The organism is Cellulomonas chitinilytica (genome assembly GCF_016862675.1).
Lineage (GTDB): Bacteria > Actinomycetota > Actinomycetes > Actinomycetales > Cellulomonadaceae > Cellulomonas > Cellulomonas chitinilytica.
In genome coordinates, this window is the sequence record NZ_BONK01000002.1 from 228,473 (window position 1) to 246,859 (window position 18,387).

Here is an 18,387-nt window from a genome sequence, read left to right on the forward strand (position 1 = left end):
GGCCGACCGTGAGCCCTGCTGCGATCCCGCTGCTGCTCGACGTCCCGCCCGTGCGCCCGACGGACGCCCGGTCCGTGCTCGACGTCCTCGCGCGTGCCGACGTCGCCGCGGTGCTCCTGCGCGACGGTGCCGGCTCCCCCGACCCCGCGGTGGGCGGCGTCGACCCGTCAGTCCTCGCCGGCCGGCTCACCGCGCTCGGCGGCCCCTCCGTGGTGGTCGAGGCGAGCACCGGTCACCACGCCCCGTACAACCTGGCGCGGCGGGTCCAGTCGCTCGCGCGGATCACGGGCGGGCGCGCGGGGCTGCTCCTGCGGCCCGGTGGGATCGACCCCCTCACGCGGGCCTCCGGTGCGGTCGACGGCCCCGGGTCGTTCGCCGAGTACGTCGCGGTCGTCCGGGCGCTGTGGTCGAGCTTCCCCGCTGAAGCCCTCGTAGGCGACGCCGCGAGCGGCACTTTCGCGGACGTCGGCCTGCTCGTGCCCCCGGCGTTCGAGGGCGCGACGTACCGGGTCGCCGGGGCGCTGAACGTGCCTGCCGCCGCCGACGAGCAGCCCGTGCTGCTCGTCGAGGGCGCGCGCGCCGTGCCGACCGGTGCGCACGGCGTGCTCGTCGGGCCGGACGACGCGTCCCCCGAGGGAGCTGCCCGGCTCGTCGTCGTCAGCGCCCGCGCCGCAGGGCACGGACCCGACGGGCTCCTGGACGCCGTCCTCGCGGCGGCCGAGCAGTCCGGGGACGCCGACGCGCTCGTCGTCCGCGTCCCGGCGTCCCCGGACTCGCTCGCCCCGGTCGTCGACCACTGGCTTGCCGCGCTCCACGGCGCCGGCCTCGTCACCGCGGATCGCGACGCTCCCCTGCACGTCACCCTGGCCCGGAAGGTCGTCCACGCATGACGCTGAACCTCGACGAGACGGCCACCGAGACGGTGGCCGGACCTCGCACCCTCGGCTTCACGACCGTGCAGGTGCACGGCGCCGACACGACCGACCTGGGCTACGGCGCACGCATCAACCCGGTGTACCTCAGCGCGGGCTTCGTGTTCGAGGACTTCGACCAGGCGCGGGACAGGTTCGCCGGCGACGACCCCGGCTACGTCTACTCGCGCATCAACAACCCGACGAACGCCGCCGTGGAGCGGCTCGTCGCCGAGCTCGAGGGCGGCGCCGCGGCGACGCTCGTCGGCAGCGGGCAGGCGGCCGTGACGGTCGCGGTGCTCGGGATCGTGCAGGCGGGCGACCACGTCCTGTCCGCCCCGAGCATCTACGAGGGCACCCGGGCGCTGTTCCGGCACAACCTCGCCCGGTTCGGGGTCGAGGTGGAGTTCGTCGACGAGCCGAACGACCCGGAGGACTGGCGGCGGCGGGTCCGCCCGAACACCCGGCTGTTCTACGGGGAGGTCATCCCGAACCCGAAGAACGACCTCATCGACCTCGCGGCGATCGCGCAGGTGGCGCACGAGCACGGGTCGCCGTTCGTGGTCGACGCGACCCTCGCGACGCCGTACCTGGTGCGGCCCGTCGACCACGGCGTCGACGTCGTCGTGCACTCCACGAGCAAGTTCCTCGCCGGGCACGGCAACGCGATCGGCGGAGTCGTGATCGACGCGGGTCGCTTCGACTGGGCCGCGCACACCGACCGCTACCCGCACCTCGCCGCCCCGGCCAGCGGCCCGGGGACGCCGTCGTTCGTCGAGAAGTTCGGCGGGCTCGCGGCGTTCGCGTACTCGCGCGGCGCCGTCGCGTCGCGGCTCGGCCCGAGCCTGTCGCCGTTCAACGCGTTCCTGCTCCAGCAGGGCCTGGAGACGTTGTCGCTGCGCGTGCAGCGGCACTCCGACAACGCGCTGACCGTCGCGCGGTGGCTCGAGCAGCAGCCGGAGGTCTCGTCGGTCGACTACGCCGGTCTCGAGTCGCACCCGCAGCACGACCTCGCCGTGCGCTACCTGCCGCGCGGGGCGGGCTCGGTGTTCGCGTTCACGCTGGCGGACGGGCTCGACGCGGCCCGGACCGTCATCGACGCGGTCGAGATCTTCACGCGGATGACGCACGTCGGCGACGTGCGCTCGCTGATCCTGCACCCGCCGACGACGACCCACTCGAAGCTCCCGGCGGCGGAGCGGGAGCGGGCGGGCATCCACCCCGGCCTGATCCGGCTCTCCGTCGGCATCGAGGACGTCGACGACCTGCTCGCCGACCTGGACCGGGCGTTCCGGGTGCTGCGCGGCGAACGACCGCCGTCGCTGCTCGCCCGGGGCGGCACCGCCGCGACGACGCCCGCGGAAGGGCTCTGACATGGCGGCGCCGACCCTGCCCCTGACACCCACCGCGCTGCGGGCCGCGCTCCGGCCGGTCCTCGACGTCCTCGCCGCCGGGTCCGCGGCCCGCGAGGCCGAGCGCCGGCACCCGTTCGCCGAGGTGCGCGAGCTCGCCGACCTCGGGGTGCTGCGCTTCCGCGTCCCCGTCGACGAGGGCGGCGCCGGGGCGAGCGTCCGCGAGCTCGTCGACCTCGTCATCGAGATCGCCCGCGCGGACTCCAACGTCGCGCAGGCGCTGCGGCCCGGGTTCCTCGTCGCCGACGGGCTCGCGCAGGACGTCACGCCGTCCGCCGCGCGGGACCGGACGCTGCGCCGCGTGCTCGACGGCGACCTGTTCGCGGGGACCCGCAACGAGGCGGACGGCCGCCCGGGCGCGGTCGCGACGACCATCGTGCGGGACGGCGACGGGTACGTGGTGAGCGGCCGCAAGTTCTACAGCACCGGCGGCCTGCACGCCCGGTGGTTCTCGGGCAGCGCGACCGACGAGGACGGCGTCGTCGTGACGTTCACGGTCCCGACCGACCGGCCCGGCGTGCAGGTGCTCGACGACTTCGACGCCGTCGGTCAGCGGCTCACCGCGTCGGGGACGACCGTGCTGGAGGGTGTGCGCGTCTCGGCGGACGAGGTGGACGCCGTGCGCCGCTCCGTTGGACACCCGGTGGGCGCGCTGGCCCAGCTCTACCTGGTGGCCGTGCTCGCGGGCATCGCGCACGCGGTGCTGGACGACGCGGTCGCGTTCGCGCAGCACCGGGCGCGTCCGATCAAGCACAGCTCCGCGGACCGGTCCGTCGACGACCCGTACGTCCGGGAGGCCGTCGGCGAGATCGCCGCCCACGCGTTCGCGGCCCGCTCGGCCGCGCTGGTGGCAGCCGAGCACCTGGACGTCGCGTGGGCGGCGGCCGACGGCGCGCCACCGACGACGGACGCGACGATCGCCGTCGCGACCGCCCAGGTCACCGCCGTGCGGGAGTCGCTCGCCGCCGCGCAGCGGCTGTTCGACGTGGGCGGCGGCTCCGCCACGGGCCGCGCGCACAACCTCGACCGGCACTGGCGCAACGCGCGCACGGTCGCGAACCACAACCCCGTCGCCTGGAAGGCGGCCGTCGTCGGCGCGCACCTGCTGACCGGCGAGCTCCCGCCCTCCACCGGGCTGTTCTGAACCCCGACTCTGCATCCCGACCGTACGACCCGAGGAGACACACCATGACCGCAGGGGGAACCGCCTACCTGGGCCGCACCGGGGTGCCGGTGAGCCGGCTGACGCTCGGCGCGATGAACTTCGGCGAGGGCGCGCCGTCCGGCACGGACGAGGCGATCCGGATCGTGCACGCCGCGCTCGACGCCGGCATCACCGTGATCGACACCGCGGACGTCTACACGCAGGGCGCGTCCGAGGAGCTGCTGCGCACCGCGCTCGCCGGGCGCCGCGACGACGTGTTCCTGGCCAGCAAGTTCCACGGGCAGATCGGCAAGGACCCGCGCAGCTCCGGGAACTCCCGGCGGTGGGTCGTGCGCGCCGTCGAGGACAGCCTGCGCCGCCTCGGCACCGACCACCTCGACCTGTACCAGGCGCACCGCCCTGACCCGCACACGGACCTGCTCGAGACGCTCGGGGTGCTCGACGACCTCGTGCGCCAGGGCAAGATCCGCTACCACGGCACGTCGGTGTTCCCGGTCGAGGACCTCGTCGAGGCGCAGCACCTCGCCCGGGAGAACCGGCTCGTGGCGCCCGCGACGGAGCAGGTGCCGTACTCGGCGCTCATCCGCGGGATCGAGCGCGGCACGCTGCCGGTCGCCCGCCGCTTCGGGCTGGGCGTCCTCACGTTCGGTCCGCTCGCCGCAGGGTGGCTGTCCGGGGCGTACCGGCAGGGAGCGCCGCAGCCGGCGACCACCCGCTCGGGCAAGATCCCCGGCCGGTTCGACGTGGATCTCGCGCGCAACGCCCCCAAGCTCGCCGCCGCGGACGCGCTGGCCCGGCTCGCCGAGGAGCACGGCCTGACGCTCGTGCAGCTCTCGGTCGCGTTCGCCCTGCACCACCCCGACGTGTCCTCCGTGATCGTCGGGCCGCGCACCGTCGAGCACCTGCACGCCTACCTCGACGCCGCCGAGACCGTGCTGTCCGACGAGGTGCTCGACCGGATCGACGAGATCGTCGCGCCCGGCACCACGTTCGTCGAGCGCGACAACGGCGTCGTCCTGCCCGCGCTCACCCCCGCCCGCCTGCGCCGACCGCAGCCGACCACCCCGCTGAACGAGACCGGAGAGACCCGATGACCACCTGGACCGCTTCCGACGACCGCTTCGACCGTCTCCCGCTGCGCCGGGCCGGCCGCTCCGGCCTCCTGCTGCCCGCGGTGTCGTTCGGCCTGTGGCAGAAGTTCGGCGACCGCCACCCGTACGAGACGCAGCGCGAGATCCTCCTCGCCGCGTTCGACCTGGGCATCACGCACTTCGACATCGCCAACCGGTACGGGCCGCCGCACCGCGCCGCCGAGAAGAACTTCGGCCGCCTGCTCCGCGAGGACCTCGGCGGTCACCGTGAGGAGATCGTCGTCTCGACGAAGGCGGGCAACCCGATCGGCCGCAGCCCGTACCTCGTCGGCGGCTCCCGCAAGTCGCTGCTCGGCTCGCTCGACCACAGCCTGCGCGACCTCGGCCTCGACTACGTCGACATCTTCTACTCGCACAGCCCGGACCTGAACACCCCGCTGGAGGAGACCGTCTCGGCGCTCGTCGACGCCGTCCGGCAGGGCAAGGCGCTGTACGTCGGCATCTCCAACTACTCCGCCGAGCGTGCGCACGAGGCCGCCGAGCTGCTGCGCGCGGCCGGCGTCCCGCTGCTCGTGCACCAGCCGCGCTACTCGATCTTCGACCGGCGCATCGAGCGGGAGGACATCCTCGGCCAGTCGGCCCGTGACGGGGTCGGCCTCGTCACGTACTCGCCGCTCGCCCAGGGCCTGCTGACCGACAAGTACCTCACGGGGCTGGTCCCCGCCGGGGCGCGGGCCGAGCAGAGCGACTTCCTCTCCCCCGACGACATCACCGCCGACTACCGCACCCGGGCGGCGGCGCTCGACGCCCTCGCCCGTGAGCGCGGCCAGTCGCTCGCCCAGCTCGCGCTGCAGTGGGTGCTCCGGCGTCCCGAGGTGACGAGCGCGCTGGTCGGCGCGAGCTCGGTCGACCAGCTCCGGCACAACCTCGCCGCACTCGACGCTGCGCCCCTCACCGACGCCGAGCTCGCCTCCGTCGACGAGCACGGCGTCCACGGCACCGGTCTGAGGCTGAAGTGAGCGCTGGGACGACCGGGATCCGCAGGCTCGGGTTCCTGCTCCACCTCGACCGCGACCAGGCACCCGCCGAGGCGTTCGCCGACGCGGTGACGCTGTTCCAGCGGGCCGAGCAGCTCGGGTACGACTCCGGCTGGGTCATCCAGCGGCACTTCCGGCAGGGCAACGAGCACGTGTCGTCGCCGCTGGTCCTGCTGGCCGCGATCGCGCAGCACACGGGCCGCATCCGGCTCGGCACCGGCGTGCTCGTGCTGCCGCTCGAGGACCCGCTGCGGGTGGCGGAGGACGCCGCGACCCTCGACGCGCTCAGCGGCGGCCGCCTGGAGCTCGGGATCGGGTCCGGCCCGTTCCCGGGCGCCTGGGAGGCGTTCGGCCGGGACCTCGCCGAGCGGCACGCGGCATGGGACGCGGCCGTCGACCGGCTGCACGAGGTGCTCGAGGGGACGCCGCTGAACAGCGCGGGCGAGCGGCTGCACCCTGCCGGGGCGGGCGTGCGCCGGCGGCTGTGGCAGGCGACGTCGAGCGCGCCCGAGGTCGCCGAGGCGCAGGCGGTGCGGGCCGCCGCCGCCGGGGACGGCCTGCAGCTGTCCCGGGCGACCGCGTGGAACCCGAACCTCGACGAGTCCGCGCAGGCGTCCCTCATCAAGGCGTACCGCTCGGCGCTCCCGCAGGGCGTCGAGCCGCGGGTGCTCGTCTCGCGCGCCGTCTACCCGGACGTGTCCCGCGAGGCGGCGCTCGAGAAGCTGGCGCCCGGCGCGCGGCGGTGGCAGGCGTGGCAGGGCCGCGGACGTCCCGAGATCGCCGACGCCTCCCCCGCCGAGTACCTCGACCGGGACCGGACCCGGTTCGGCACCCCCGACGAGATCGCCGACGGGCTCGCCACCGACGCGGGTCTCGCGGAGGCGACCGACCTCCTGGTGAGCTTCCCGCCCGCCGCGCCCGACCTGGCCGAGCACCTGCGGCTCCTCACCGCCACCGCGACCGAGGTCGCCCCGCGCCTGGGCTGGAAGGCGTCATGAGCTACCACCTCAACCTCTCGCTGCAGAACCCCGGGCACGTCCGGACGGCCTGGCGGCTGCCCGCCAACGACCCGTTCGCGCAGACCGACGTCGCCTACCTGCGACGGCTGGTGCAGGAGGCGGAGCGCGCGAAGATCCACGCCGTGTTCGTGGGCGACGGGCCGGCGCTCACGGGCGCCATCGAGCGCGCGCCGGAGGCCGGCATCGAGCCGGTCGTGCTGTTCGCCAGCCTGCTCGCCGGGACGAGCCACATCGGCGCGGTCGCCACGTCGAGCACGACGTACAACGACCCGTACAACCTCGCGCGGCGGTACTCGGCGCTCGACCACGTCACCGGCGGCCGGGCCGCCCTCAACGCGGTCACGACCTACTCGCCCGCGGCCGCCGCGAACTTCGGGCTCGCCGAGCCGCCCGCGAAGGAGGACCGCTACCGGCGTGCCGAGGAGTTCCTCGAGGTCATCACCGCGCTGTGGGACGCGTGGGAGCCCGGCGCGATCGTCGCCGACAAGGCGTCCGGGCGATACGCGGACCCGTCGAAGGTCCACGCGATCGACCACGCCGGCGAGTTCTTCTCCGTGCGCGGGCCGCTCAGCATCCCCGAGTCGCCGCAGGGCCGGCCGCTGCTCGTGCAGGCCGGGGCGTCGGAGGGCGGCGTGCGGCTCGGGGCACGGTTCGCGGACGTCGTGTTCGCCGTGGCGCAGACGCCCGAGCGGGCCGTCGCGTTCCGCGAGGACCTGCGGCTGCGGGCGCGGGCCTTCGGCCGGGACGACGGGCCGATCGTGTCGCTCGGCGTCGTCGTCCTCCTGGGGTCCACGCAGGAGGAGGCACGGCGCCGGGCCGACGACGTGCTCGGCACGATCGACATCGACACCGCCACCGCGCAGCTGCTCGCGTCGCTCGGCCTGCCGCCCGACAGCCACCGGCCCGACGACCCGCTCACGCTCGCCGACCTGCCGGACGTCGCGGAGCGCCGCAGCTCCGAAGGCTTCCAGGCCAGCACCCGGGCGCTGCTCGAACGGGGTCCCCGGACGCCTCGCGACCTCGTGCACCGCTCCGCCGGCGGTGCCGGGCACCGGCTCGTCGTCGGGACGCCCGAGCAGGTCGCCGACGACCTCGACGCCTGGTACCGGGCGGGCGCCGCCGACGGGTTCACGATCATGCCCGCGGACACCGCCACCGACCTGGAGGCGTTCACCGGCCACGTCGTCCCGCTCCTGCAGGACCGCGGGTCGTTCCAGCGGGAGTACTCGGGCACGACGCTGCGCGAGAGCTACGGCCTCGCACCCGTGCGGCGACGGGAGGTCGCGCGCACATGACCCGGTACCTCCTGCTCAAGGTCGGCCGCGCGCTGTTCGTGGTCTGGGCCGCGTTCACCCTCACGTTCGTGCTGCTCTACGTGCTGCCCGCGAACCCCGAGGACCTGATGTTCGACCCGTCCGAGATCAACACGGTCTCGGACGAGACGAAGGCGAGCGTCGCGGCGATGTACGGGTTCGACAAGCCCGTGCCGCTGCAGTACCTCGACCGGCTCGGCCACGCCCTGACCGGCGACTTCGGGAACTCGGTGCACAACGGCCAGCGCGTCTCCGACGCGATCGGCGAGGTGCTGCCCGCGACGATCGTGCTGTCGGTGGCGGCCCTCCTGCTCGCCGTCGTCATCGCGTTCGGGATCGCGGTCGTCGCCACCACCACGCGCGTCCCCTTCGTGCGCGCACTCGTCGAGGCGTTGCCCCCCGCGTCGGTGTCCGTCCCCGTGTTCCTGCTGGGGATCGTCGTCATCCACGTGTTCTCGTTCCGGCTGGGCTGGTTCCCGTCCTTCGGCGACGCGGGCTGGAGGGGGCTCGTGCTGCCGCTCGTGACGCTCGCGATCCCCGTGTCAGGACCCATCGCGCAGCTGCTCGTGCGCAGCTTCGAGACCGAGCTCGCCAGCCCGTACGTGACGACGTCGACCGCGAAGGGCGCGACCCGCGGCTGGATCGTGGTGCGCGACGTCGCCCGCAACGCCAGCCTGCCCGCCCTGACGATCGCCGGGGTCACGTTCGGCCACCTGATCGCGGGCGCCGTGATCATCGAGACGATCTTCTCCCGCACGGGTCTCGGGCGGCTCACGCAGGTCGCCATCAACAGCAAGGACGTGCCGCTCGTCCAGGGCGTCGTCGTGCTCGTCGCGCTGACCTTCGCCGTCATCAACCTCGTCGTCGACGTCGTCTACCCGCTGCTCGACCCGCGGCTGCGCGCCGAGTTGCGAGCGAAGCCCGCCGACGTGACCGCACCGGCCGTCACGGCAGCGCCCGCGACCGCCGACGTCGAGCCCGCCGCTCCCGCCGACCTCGTGAGGACCTGACCATGAGCACCCTCACCCTCACGGCCCCCGGCGCGGCCGCCACCGCGACGCTCCGGCGCCTCACGGACACCGTCCGCGACATCGCCCGCCAGCCGACCCTGCTGCTGTCGTGGGTCGTCGTCCTCGTCGCCGTCGCGTGGGCCGTCGTGCCCGACGTCTTCACCGACGCCAGCCCGTACGAGGGCGACAGCGCGCTGTCGTTCGCGCCGCCCGGCTGGGGCCACCCGTTCGGCACGGACCGGCTCGGTCGCGACCTGTACTCGCGGGCCGTGCACGGTGCCTCGGCGACCCTCACGGCGACGCTCATCGCCGTCCTCGTCGCCCTCACCGTAGGCGGGCTCATCGGGCTCGTCGCGGGTTACTTCGGCCGGCACGTCGACACCGCCGTGATGCGCACGGTCGACGTCGGGCTCGCGATCCCGAGCCTGCTCCTCGCCATGGTCATCGTCGCGATGCTCGGCTACTCGACGCGCAACATCGCCCTCGCCGTCGGCATCGCGTCCATCGCGTCGTTCGCGCGGGTCATGCGCGCCGAGGTCGTCCGGGTCGTCAGCAGCGACTACGTCGAGGCGGCCGACGGCGTCGGGGCCCGCCGCGCCGCCGTCGTCCTCAAGCACGTGCTGCCGAACTCGATGAGCTCGGTGCTGGCGCTCGCGGCGCTCGAGATCGGCACGTCCGTGCTCGCCGTCGCGAGCCTCGGGTTCCTCGGGTACGGCGCACCGCCGCCCGAGCCGGAGTGGGGCCTGCTCGTCGCCGAGGGCCGCGACTTCGTCGGGCAGTACCCGTGGATCTCCGTCCTGCCGGGCGTGCTCATCGCGGCGCTCGTGCTGTCGAGCCACCGGATCGCCACGTCGTTCCGACGCAGCCACCAGGAGACCTCATGACGCTCACCACCGCGGCGCCGGTCGTCGACCCGACCCGCGCCGACGAGCCCGCCGCGCCGCTGCTGCGCGTCGCGGACCTCGCCGTCACGTACCGCACGGACCGCGGCCGCCGGGAGGCTGTCGCGGCGGCGGACGTGCACGTGGAGCCGGGTGAGTTCGTCGCCGTCGTCGGCGAGTCCGGCTCCGGGAAGTCGACGCTCGTCCAGGCCTCCCTGGGCCTGCTGCCCGCGAACGGCCGCATCACGCGCGGCCGGGTCGAGTACTCGGGCGTCGACGTCACGCGGTGGAGCGACCGGCGGCTGTCCCGCGTCCGGGGGTCGTACGTGGGGTTCGTCCCGCAGGACCCCGGCACCGCGCTGAACCCGACCAAGCGCGTCGGCCAGCAGGTGCTCGAGGCGGTCGTGCTGAACGAGCCCGCGAGCCGGCCCCGCACCGCGGCCGAACGGGTCGCCCGGGCCGTCGAGAGCCTGGAGGTCGCCGGGCTCGCCGACGCCCGCCGCGTCTACGAGCAGTACCCGCACGAGCTCTCGGGCGGGATGCGCCAGCGTGTGCTCATCGCGATCGCGCTGGCCGGGAACCCGAAGCTGGTCGTCGCCGACGAACCCACGAGCGCCCTCGACGTCACCGTGCAGCGCGTCATCCTCGACCACCTCGGCGCCCTGCGCCGCGACCTCGGCATCGGCGTCCTGCTCGTCACGCACGACCTCGGCGTCGCGCTCGACCGCGCGGACCGGGTGGTCGTCATGCACGAGGGCCGGGTCGTCGAGGAGGGCGACGCCGGGGACGTCCTGCGCGCCCCGCGGGACCCGTACACGCGGCGCCTGCTCGCTGCGGCCCCGACGCGCAGCTCGGTCCGCCTCGCGCCGACGGACACCTCGACGCACACCCCGGCGCCCGCGCCGGAGCCGACCATCGCGGGGTCGACCGGTCCCGTCCTGTCCGCCGAGGGCGTCAGCCGGACGTTCCACGTCGGCCACGGCCCCACCCGCCGCACCATCCACGCGGTCGCCGGCGTCGACCTGCACGTGCACCCGGGACGCACGCACGCGATCGTCGGGGAGTCGGGCGCCGGGAAGTCCACGCTCGCCCGCCTGCTCGTCGGGCTCGGCACGCCCGACGGCGGCCGCGTCCGCGTCGGCGACGCCACGCTGCACGACCTGTCCCGTCGCGAGCGGCGCGAGGTCACCGCGACCTGCAGTTCGTCTACCAGAACCCGTACACGTCGCTCGACCCGCGGTTCAGCGTCGAACGTCTCGTGGCCGAGCCGCTGCGCTCGTTCCGGGTGGGCTCGCGGGCCGCGGTCCGGGACCGGGTCGTGGAGCTGCTGGACCAGGTGGCGCTCGACCCGAGCTACCTGCGGCAACGGCCGGGCCAGCTCTCGGGCGGGCAGCGGCAGCGGGTCGCGATCGCGCGGGCGCTCGCCCTCGAGCCGCGCACGATCGTGCTCGACGAGCCCGTGTCCGCGCTCGACGTGTCGGTGCAGGCGCAGATCCTCCAGCTCCTCGTCGACCTGCAAGCCCGGCTCGGCCTCAGCTACGTGCTCATCACGCACGACCTCGGCGTCGTGCGGCTCGTCGGCGACGACGTGACCGTCATGAAGGACGGCGTCGTCGTGGAGACCGGGACCGTCGACGACGTGTTCACCGCACCACGCCACGACTACACCCGGCGGCTCCTCGACGCCGTCCCCGGAGGTTCCCGATGACCGGCTCACGCGCTGGTACCCGCCCGACCCTGCTCGCCCCTCGGGGCGCGGCCGCGCTCGCGCTCCTCGACGACGACGTGCTGGACCGCGTCCGGGCCCTCCTCGTCGCCGGACGGTTGCACGGGCTCCTGCTCGGCGCGGAGCGGCTCGACGGCGGCGTCGCCGCGTCCGAGCCGACCGGACTCGCCGCGACCCTCGCCGGACGGCTGCCCGAGGCGGGGCTCGTCACCGTCTCCGCGGACCCGCACGACCACCCGTACAACACGGCACGCCGCACCCTGTCGCTCGACCACGTCACGGGTGCGCGGTCCGGGGTGCTGTTCGGCGGGCACGGCGCCACGGTCGGCGAGACGGCCGAACGGGTCCTCGTCGTCCGCGAGCTGTGGAACAGCTACCCCGTGCAGTCGATCGTGGGCGACCGCGCCACCGGCGTCTTCGCGGTCGTCGACGGCGTCCGGGACGTCGCGCACCGCGGCCCCCGGTACGACGTGGCCGGGGCGCTCAACACGCCGTCGAGCCGGCAGGGCGAGCCCGTCTCGTTCTGGTCGGTCGACGGCCCGGCGGGCGCGCCGGACGACGGGCTCGTCGACGTGCTCGTCGTCCCGGCGACGACGCACCTGAGCGCCACCGCCGGGGCGCGGGTGTACCGGCGCGGGCCGCTAGACCCGTCGTGGCCGGACGGCACCCCGCCGTGGGCCGCCGACGGGCTCGTGCTGGAGACCGGCGACCTGGCACCCGCCACGCTCGACGCCCTCGACCGGCTCCCCCGGCAGGCCGCGACCGTGACGGGCACGCTCCGTCACCGCCTGGGCCTGCCCGACCGCTCGATCAACCTCACCGACCGCCCCCGGACCTTCGGAGCCACCGCATGAGCCGCCGCGACGACCAGCTCCTGCTCAACGTCAACCTGCAGGGCTTCGGCCAGCGCCCGGCGGCGTGGCAGGTCACGGACGACGCGCCGGACGCCCAGCTCACGGCGGACTTCTGGGTCCGGGTCGCGCAGGTCGCGGAGCGAGGTCTGCTCGACGCCGTGTTCTTCGCGGACCACCCGAGCATCTCGAACCCGAACCCGCGTCCGCTGGGCCTCGTCGACCCCGTGGTGCTCGCGTCCGTCATCACGGCGCAGACCGAGCGGGTCGGGGTGATCGCGTCCGTCTCGACGACGTACACGCACCCGGTCGAGCTGGCCGAGCGGCTCCTGTCCGCCGACGAGCTGTCGGGCGGCCGCGTCGGCTGGAACGTCGTGACGACGTACGCGCCGTCGGTGGCGCGCAACTTCGGCCTGGACGCGAACCCGTCGCGCGAGGAGCGCTACCGCCGGGCCGACGAGGTCGTCCGCGCGGTCCGCAGCGTGTGGGACGCGGCGGCGGGCGACGGCACGTACCGGTTCGACGGCACGTACGTGCAGGTCGAGGGCCGGACGGGGCTGCGACCGAGCCGGCAGCGGCACCCGGTGCTGTTCCAGGCCGGCGGCTCGGCCCAGGGCCGGGACCTCGCGGCGCGCCACGCCGACGGGGTGTTCGCCGTGCAGCTCACTCTCGACGGCGCGGTCCGGGACTACGCCGACCTCAAGGCCGCGGCGCGGGAGGCGGGACGGCCCGGTGCACCGGCGATCACGCCCGGGCTCTCGCTCGTGCTCGGCAGCACCGAGGAGGAGGCCGTGCGGCTGTTCGACGACCTGGAGTCCCGGGTGCCGCCGCGGTACGCGCTCGGCGCCCTGAGCAACGTCCTGGCGCACGACGCGACGACGCTCGACCTGGACGCGCCGATCCCCGCCGACGTGCTCGACAAGCCGTGGGACCCGTCCGCGCACGTCACGTCGGCCGGGTACCGGACGACGTTCCTCGAGTGGATCGCCGACCGCCGCCACCTCACGGTGCGTGAGGTCGTCCGGGAGTTCGGCGGCTACGGCGCCCGCATCGTGATCGGGACGCCGGAGCAGGTCGCCGACGACATCGAGCACTGGTTCGAGAGCCACGCCGCCGACGGCTTCAACCTGATGCTCGACCGCTACCCGCAGGGCCTCGAGACGTTCGTCGACGAGGTCGTCCCGCTGCTGCAGAAGAAGGGCGTGTACCGGTACGACTACGCCGGCGACACGCTGCGCGCCCACATCGGCGCCTGATCCCCCGGAGGACCCATGAGCACCGTCGTCGTCCTGCACGACAACCCCGACTGGCTGCCGCCGTTCGAGCGGGCCTTCGCGCGCGAGGGGGTCCGGCTCGAGCCGTGGCACCTCGGCTCGACGACCCTCGACCTCGCCGACGTCCCGCAGGACGCCGTCTTCTGGTCGCGGCTGAGCGCGTCCGCGCACACGCGCGGCGTGCCGCACGCCTACCCGACGGCCGTCGCGACGCTCGACTGGCTGGAGGCGAGCGGCCGCCGGGTCGTCAACGGCAGCGCGGTCGCCGCGCTCGAGGTGAGCAAGGTCCGGCAGTACGCGCGGCTGGCCGCGGCCGGCTTCGACGTGCCCCGGACGATCGCCGTCGCCGGGACGGACGGGCTGGTCACCGCTGCGGCGACGTTCGGCGGCCCGTTCATCACGAAGCACAACCGGGGCGGCAAGGGCCTCGGCGTCCGGCGCTACGAGGACGCCGACGAGCTCGCGGCCGCCCTGGCCGACGGCCTCGTCGAGCCTCCCGTGGACGGCCTCACGCTGCTGCAGGAGCTGCTCGTCGCGCCCGAGCCGTTCGTCACGCGCGCCGAGTTCGCCGGCGGCGCGTTCCACTACGCGGTGCGGGTGGACACGTCGGGCGGCTTCGAGCTGTGCCCCGCCGAGGCGTGCGCGGTGCCGACCGCGACCGCGCCGTTGTTCTCGGTGCGCGAGGACGTCACCGCAGAGCACCCGCTCGTGACCCGGCTGGGCCGGTTCCTCGCCGCGCAGGGCGTCGAGATCGCGGGTGTGGAGTTCTTCGAGACCGTCGACGGGCGGGTCGTGCCGTACGACATCAACACGAACACGAACTACAGCCCGGACGTCGAGTCCTCCGTCGGGGACCCCGCCGCTGCGGCTGTCGCGCGGTTCCTCGGGGGGCTCGCGCGCGACGCGGGCCGCCTGGCCGCCTGAATCCCCACCCGAGCACCGACGAAGGAGCACCGTTGTCCGAGTACTACGACCGTCACGAGGACGCCACGTACACCAAGGTGTACAAGGACACGACCCCCGACGTGCTGGCCGCGTTCGGCGCGTTCGACCAGGCCGTGTTCGCCGCCGAGGGGCGCGCGATCCCGCTGAAGTACCGCGAGCTCATCGCGCTCGCCGTGGGCCTGTCGACCCAGTGCGTCTACTGCATCGACGCGCACAGCCGGAAGGCCGTCGCGGCCGGCGCCGACGAGACCGAGCTCGCGGAGACGGCCTGGGTCGCGACCGCGATCCGTGCGGGAGGCGCGTACGCGCACGGCCGGCTCGCGTTCAAGCTCGCGGGAGCGCACACCCACTGACGTGACGCCCGCGTGATGCCGTCCTGCCCGGAGGCGTGCACCCCGCGCCGCTGGCAGCCTCGGAGGGTGGGCACCCACCGCGAGGTCGAGGCGGCCTTCGAGGTGCCCGACGACGCGTCGCTGCCGGACCTGCGCGGCGTCGGCGGGCTCGTCGCGTCGCAGCGGCCCGACCCGGACGACCTCGTCGCGCAGTACTACGACACCGCGTCCCTGGACCTCCTGCGGGCCGGGGTGACGCTGCGCCGGCGCATCGGCGGCGCCGACGAGGGCTGGCACCTCAAGGTGCCCGCGCGGGACGCGAAGGACGGGGCACGGGCACGCACCGAGCACCGGCTCCCGCTCGGCGACCCGTCCGCGCCGGACGCGCTGCTCGACATGGTGCGTGCGCGGGTGCGGGACCGGCCGGTCGACGTCGTCGCGGAGCTGCGGACCCGGCGGGTGCCGCACCGGTGGTCGGACGCGACGGGCCGGGCGGTCGTCGAGGTCACCGACGACCACGTGCACGCGGTGGTGCACGACGGCGACGAGCGCGTCGTGGTGACCTGGCGGGAGTGGGAGGTGGAGCTCGTCGACGACGACGAGGGCACGTTCGCCGCCGTCACGGACCGCCTCGGCGTCGTCCCCGGGGCGACCGCCCGGGTGTCGCCCAAGCTCGAGCGTGCGCTGGGCGACCGCGTGCCGGTCCGTCGCGCCCCCGAGCCGCGCGACGACTCGGCCGGGGAGGTCGTGCGCGCGTATGTCGGCCGGCACCTCGAGCGGCTGCTCCTGGCGCACGACGGGGCCCGCCGCGGCGACGACGGCGCCGTGCACGACGCCCGCGTCGCGATCCGGCGGCTGCGCACGGCACTGGCGGTGTACCGGCCCGTGGTCGACCGCACGACGACCGACCCGCTGCGGGAGCGGCTCGCGGAGGTCGGGCACGCGCTCGGCGCGGCCCGCGACCCGCACGTCGAGCTGCGCGGGCTCCTGGACCGGGTCCACCGGGAACCGGTCGAGCTCGTGCTGGGACCTGTCGCGGACCGACTGCGGGACGACCGGTCACGGGCGTGGCGGGACGGTGTCGAACGGCTCGCCGTCGTGCTCGGCTCGGCGGCGTGGTGGCGGCTGCTCGACGGGCTCGACGCCGTCGCGGACGGCGGTGCGCCGGGCCCGGCCGCCGCGCAGCCCGCGGTCGACGTGATACCCCGGCGGGCCGGGCGTGCGTGGCGACGCCTCGACCGTCGCGCGGAGGACCTCGCCGCCACGGACCGTGCACCCTCGGACCGCGCAGCGTCGGACCGCGCAGCGTCGGACCTGGCAGCCGCGGACCGTCCAGCCGTCGGGCCCGCGGCCGACGTCGCCCGTCACGAGGTCCGCAAGGCCGCCCGTCGCGCACGCTACGCCGCCGAGGTGGCGGTCCCCGTGGTGGGGCGGCCGGCCCGGCGCAGCGCCCGGCGGGCTCGTGCCGTGCAGGACGTGCTCGGCGCCCAGCACGACACCGTGGTGCGTCGCGAGACGCTCCGGCGGATCGGCGTGCAGGCCCACCTGGACGGCGAGAACGCCTTCACGTTCGGCCGGCTGCACGCGCTCGAGCAGGCGGCCGGCGAGGCGGCGGCGGCCGAGGCGGAACGGCTGCTCGCGCGTGCTCGGCGCCCGTCGCACCGCGACTGGATGGCCTGACCCCACGGCCCGACCGGACGGCCCGGACGGCCCGACCGGCCCGGCAGGCCCGATCGGACGGCCGGAGGGTCAGCCGACGGCGACGCGCACGACGTTGCGCCACGGGTCCTCGAACAGCACCGTCGCGCCGTCGTCCGCCACGGGCACGCCCGCGAACCGCACCCGGTCGGCGAGGGCGCCGAGGTCGTCGCCGGTCGGCACGGTGATCCGCACCTCGCCGAGCCCGAGGGACGACGCGCGCGGTCCGGCCCCGGCGCTGTTCCACGTGTTCATCGCGAGGTGGTGGTGGTACCCGCCGGCGGACACGAACAGGGCACTGTGCCACTCGGCAGTCACGTCGAACCCGAGCGCGTCGACGTAGAACCGCCGTGCGGCGTCCACGTCGCCGACCTGCAGGTGCACGTGGCCGACGACGGCGTCTCCGGTGCCGGGCTGCTCGACGAGCTCGTCCGTGAGGTGCTCGCGCAGGAACGCGTTCGGGTCGAGCCGCAGCGAGTCCATGACGACACGCCCGTCGGCGTCGTGCTGCCAGAGGCTGCGGCTGCGGTCCCAGTAGAGCTCGACGCCGTTGCCCTCGGGGTCGGTGAGGTAGAACGCGAGCGAGACGAGGTGGTCGGCGGACCCGACGAAGGACCCCGGCTCACGCTGGGCGACGGACGCGAGCGTGGCGGCGAGCCCGGCCTGGTCGTCGAACAGGAGCGCGGTGTGGAACAGACCCGCCGAGCCGCGGACCGCGGGCGGCAGGTCGGGCGTGTGCCGCAGCACGACGAGCGGGGTTCTGCCGCGGCCGAGCGTCACGGTGTCCGTGCGGGGGACGCCGCCGAAGCGCTCGCCCGGGTCGTCGACCACGTCGAGCGCGAGGCCGTCGCGGTAGAACCGGACCTGGCGGTCGAGGTCCCCGACCAGCAGCGTGACGGCGTCCATGCCCGTCCCCGCGGCGAGGGAGTCGTGCGGGGCCGAGGCGTGCAGGGGCACGGCGGGGCCGGATCCGGGGGTCGGTGCTGTCGACATGTCTCTCACAATAGTTGAGAGTTCAACATTGTTCCCGCTGTGCGGTCCTGGCGGCGGCCCTCAGGCGGGCGGCACGTCCCCCGCACGGTGGTTGTGGCCGAGCCCGGTGAGGAACCGCGGGCCGGTCGTGACGAGCTCCGTGGCGAACGACGACGCCCACGCGCCGTACGGCGACCGCGCCAGCCCGTCGTTCGCGAACCGCCCGTCCGTCGTCACCTCCGTCACGCAGAAGTCGGGGATCACCAGGTCGGTCACCGGTCCCCCGCGCTCGACCTCCGCGACGACGAGCGGCGCGTTGCCGCCCGCGAACACGTCGATGACCCAGCCGTCCGCACCGAGCCACACCGAGTGGCGCAGCTTGGCGACCCGGGCGTCCGCCCGCCGGATCAGCTCGACGGCCACCGCCGGGTCCAGCTCGCGCTCCGCCTCGTACCGGGTCCCCTCGACCATCGGGCCCTTCACCGTGATCGCGCAGAAGTCGACCGCCCGCACGTGCCGCTCCAGCAGGGCGAGCTCGTCGTCGGCCGGGTCCAAGGGCTCGGAGACGGCCGACGCCTGCGCCCGGACCCGCACCGCGAACCCGTCCTGCGCGAGCAGGTACGACTGGACGATAAGCGCCGGGGCGCTCTCCAGCAGGTCCGTCGGCGGCCGCTCGACCCAGAACCGCCGCTCGAACTCGAAGTCGCCGTAGCCGGTGTCGCTCATCGCGAAATGCTCCCCGTGCGGTGC

At 74.9% G+C, this 18,387-nt stretch carries 17 protein-coding genes and 1 pseudogene; 16 read left to right on the plus strand and 2 right to left on the minus strand.

Annotated elements, in window-relative coordinates; genetic code table 11:
• The first annotated feature begins 8 nt into the window (after nt 1-8).
• The 16 genes and pseudogenes from Cch01nite_RS03575 to Cch01nite_RS03645 all read left to right on the plus strand — a co-directional run bounded on the left by Cch01nite_RS03575 (nt 9) and on the right by Cch01nite_RS03645 (nt 16,647).
• Entirely contained in the window at nt 9-890 is an 882-nt protein-coding gene (locus Cch01nite_RS03575) for an LLM class oxidoreductase (RefSeq protein WP_203748650.1), read from the plus strand.
• A complete protein-coding gene (locus Cch01nite_RS03580; RefSeq protein WP_203748653.1) occupies nt 887-2,284 on the plus strand; it encodes an O-acetylhomoserine aminocarboxypropyltransferase/cysteine synthase family protein in 1,398 nt (465 codons plus the stop codon). The genes Cch01nite_RS03575 and Cch01nite_RS03580 overlap by 4 nt, the downstream gene beginning before the upstream one ends.
• Nucleotide 2,285: 1 nt before the next feature.
• Nucleotides 2,286-3,467 carry an acyl-CoA dehydrogenase family protein gene (locus Cch01nite_RS03585; RefSeq protein ID WP_203748656.1) on the plus strand — a complete coding sequence of 394 codons (1,182 nt, stop codon included), beginning with the start codon at nt 2,286-2,288 and terminating at the stop codon, nt 3,465-3,467.
• A gap of 44 nt (nt 3,468-3,511) precedes the next feature.
• A complete protein-coding gene (locus Cch01nite_RS03590) occupies nt 3,512-4,582 on the plus strand; it encodes an aldo/keto reductase (RefSeq protein ID WP_203748658.1) in 1,071 nt (356 codons plus the stop codon).
• A complete protein-coding gene (locus Cch01nite_RS03595; RefSeq protein WP_203748660.1) occupies nt 4,579-5,598 on the plus strand; it encodes an aldo/keto reductase in 1,020 nt (339 codons plus the stop codon). Before Cch01nite_RS03590 ends, Cch01nite_RS03595 begins: the two co-directional genes overlap by 4 nt.
• Nucleotides 5,595-6,614 carry an LLM class flavin-dependent oxidoreductase gene (locus Cch01nite_RS03600; protein WP_203748662.1) on the plus strand — a complete coding sequence of 340 codons (1,020 nt, stop codon included), beginning with the start codon at nt 5,595-5,597 and terminating at the stop codon, nt 6,612-6,614. Before Cch01nite_RS03595 ends, Cch01nite_RS03600 begins: the two co-directional genes overlap by 4 nt.
• Nucleotides 6,611-7,930: an NtaA/DmoA family FMN-dependent monooxygenase gene (locus Cch01nite_RS03605; protein ID WP_203748664.1), complete on the plus strand. Its 1,320-nt coding sequence runs from the start codon at nt 6,611-6,613 to the stop codon at nt 7,928-7,930. The genes Cch01nite_RS03600 and Cch01nite_RS03605 overlap by 4 nt, the downstream gene beginning before the upstream one ends.
• Nucleotides 7,927-8,958 (plus strand): ABC transporter permease, encoded by a 1,032-nt coding sequence (locus tag Cch01nite_RS03610; RefSeq protein WP_203748666.1) that lies wholly within the window; start codon nt 7,927-7,929, stop codon nt 8,956-8,958. The genes Cch01nite_RS03605 and Cch01nite_RS03610 overlap by 4 nt, the downstream gene beginning before the upstream one ends.
• A 2-nt stretch (nt 8,959-8,960) precedes the next feature.
• On the plus strand, nt 8,961-9,842 hold the full coding sequence (locus Cch01nite_RS03615) for an ABC transporter permease (RefSeq protein WP_203748668.1): 882 nt from the start codon (nt 8,961-8,963) through the stop codon (nt 9,840-9,842).
• A pseudogene (locus Cch01nite_RS03620) lies at nt 9,839-10,954 on the plus strand (ATP-binding cassette domain-containing protein); the annotation flags it as partial. The gene Cch01nite_RS03615 and the pseudogene Cch01nite_RS03620, both read left to right, overlap by 4 nt.
• Before the next feature lie 80 nt (nt 10,955-11,034).
• Nucleotides 11,035-11,547, plus strand: a complete 513-nt coding sequence (locus tag Cch01nite_RS23090; protein ID WP_505661158.1) for an ABC transporter ATP-binding protein — start codon at nt 11,035-11,037, stop codon at nt 11,545-11,547.
• On the plus strand, nt 11,544-12,419 hold the full coding sequence (locus tag Cch01nite_RS03625; RefSeq protein WP_203748670.1) for an LLM class oxidoreductase: 876 nt from the start codon (nt 11,544-11,546) through the stop codon (nt 12,417-12,419). The genes Cch01nite_RS23090 and Cch01nite_RS03625 overlap by 4 nt, the downstream gene beginning before the upstream one ends.
• Nucleotides 12,416-13,672 (plus strand): NtaA/DmoA family FMN-dependent monooxygenase, encoded by a 1,257-nt coding sequence (locus Cch01nite_RS03630; protein WP_203748673.1) that lies wholly within the window; start codon nt 12,416-12,418, stop codon nt 13,670-13,672. Before Cch01nite_RS03625 ends, Cch01nite_RS03630 begins: the two co-directional genes overlap by 4 nt.
• Nucleotides 13,673-13,687: 15 nt before the next feature.
• Nucleotides 13,688-14,614: an ATP-grasp domain-containing protein gene (locus Cch01nite_RS03635; RefSeq protein WP_203748676.1), complete on the plus strand. Its 927-nt coding sequence runs from the start codon at nt 13,688-13,690 to the stop codon at nt 14,612-14,614.
• Nucleotides 14,615-14,646: 32 nt separating this feature from the next.
• Nucleotides 14,647-14,988 (plus strand): carboxymuconolactone decarboxylase family protein, encoded by a 342-nt coding sequence (locus tag Cch01nite_RS03640; protein WP_203748679.1) that lies wholly within the window; start codon nt 14,647-14,649, stop codon nt 14,986-14,988.
• 66 nt (nt 14,989-15,054) lie between these two features.
• On the plus strand, nt 15,055-16,647 hold the full coding sequence (locus Cch01nite_RS03645; protein ID WP_203748681.1) for a CYTH and CHAD domain-containing protein: 1,593 nt from the start codon (nt 15,055-15,057) through the stop codon (nt 16,645-16,647).
• A gap of 69 nt (nt 16,648-16,716) precedes the next feature.
• Here the strand turns inward: Cch01nite_RS03645 and Cch01nite_RS03650 are convergent, their stop codons facing one another.
• Both Cch01nite_RS03650 and Cch01nite_RS03655 read right to left on the minus strand, forming a co-directional pair.
• Entirely contained in the window at nt 16,717-17,658 is a 942-nt protein-coding gene (locus tag Cch01nite_RS03650) for a VOC family protein (RefSeq protein WP_203748683.1), read from the minus strand.
• Between the two features lie 60 nt (nt 17,659-17,718).
• Nucleotides 17,719-18,363: a CYTH domain-containing protein gene (locus Cch01nite_RS03655; RefSeq protein ID WP_203748686.1), complete on the minus strand. Its 645-nt coding sequence runs from the start codon at nt 18,361-18,363 to the stop codon at nt 17,719-17,721.
• Between the last annotated feature and the right edge of the window lie 24 nt (nt 18,364-18,387).

Excerpts from the sequence above, each read along its gene's own strand:
- Cch01nite_RS03580 (WP_203748653.1), top strand. The coding sequence starts at position 887 with ATGACGCTGAACCTCGACGAGACGGCCACCGAGACGGTGGCCGGACCT.
- Cch01nite_RS03585 (WP_203748656.1), top strand. The coding sequence starts at position 2,286 with ATGGCGGCGCCGACCCTGCCCCTGACACCCACCGCGCTGCGGGCCGCG.
- Cch01nite_RS03590 (WP_203748658.1), top strand. The coding sequence starts at position 3,512 with ATGACCGCAGGGGGAACCGCCTACCTGGGCCGCACCGGGGTGCCGGTG.
- Cch01nite_RS03595 (WP_203748660.1), top strand. The coding sequence starts at position 4,579 with ATGACCACCTGGACCGCTTCCGACGACCGCTTCGACCGTCTCCCGCTG.
- Cch01nite_RS03605 (WP_203748664.1), top strand. The coding sequence starts at position 6,611 with ATGAGCTACCACCTCAACCTCTCGCTGCAGAACCCCGGGCACGTCCGG.
- Cch01nite_RS03610 (WP_203748666.1), top strand. The coding sequence starts at position 7,927 with ATGACCCGGTACCTCCTGCTCAAGGTCGGCCGCGCGCTGTTCGTGGTC.
- Cch01nite_RS03615 (WP_203748668.1), top strand. The coding sequence starts at position 8,961 with ATGAGCACCCTCACCCTCACGGCCCCCGGCGCGGCCGCCACCGCGACG.
- Cch01nite_RS03625 (WP_203748670.1), top strand. The coding sequence starts at position 11,544 with ATGACCGGCTCACGCGCTGGTACCCGCCCGACCCTGCTCGCCCCTCGG.
- Cch01nite_RS03630 (WP_203748673.1), top strand. The coding sequence starts at position 12,416 with ATGAGCCGCCGCGACGACCAGCTCCTGCTCAACGTCAACCTGCAGGGC.
- Cch01nite_RS03635 (WP_203748676.1), top strand. The coding sequence starts at position 13,688 with ATGAGCACCGTCGTCGTCCTGCACGACAACCCCGACTGGCTGCCGCCG.
- Cch01nite_RS03650 (WP_203748683.1), bottom strand. The coding sequence starts at position 17,658 with ATGTCGACAGCACCGACCCCCGGATCCGGCCCCGCCGTGCCCCTGCAC.
- Cch01nite_RS03655 (WP_203748686.1), bottom strand. The coding sequence starts at position 18,363 with ATGAGCGACACCGGCTACGGCGACTTCGAGTTCGAGCGGCGGTTCTGG.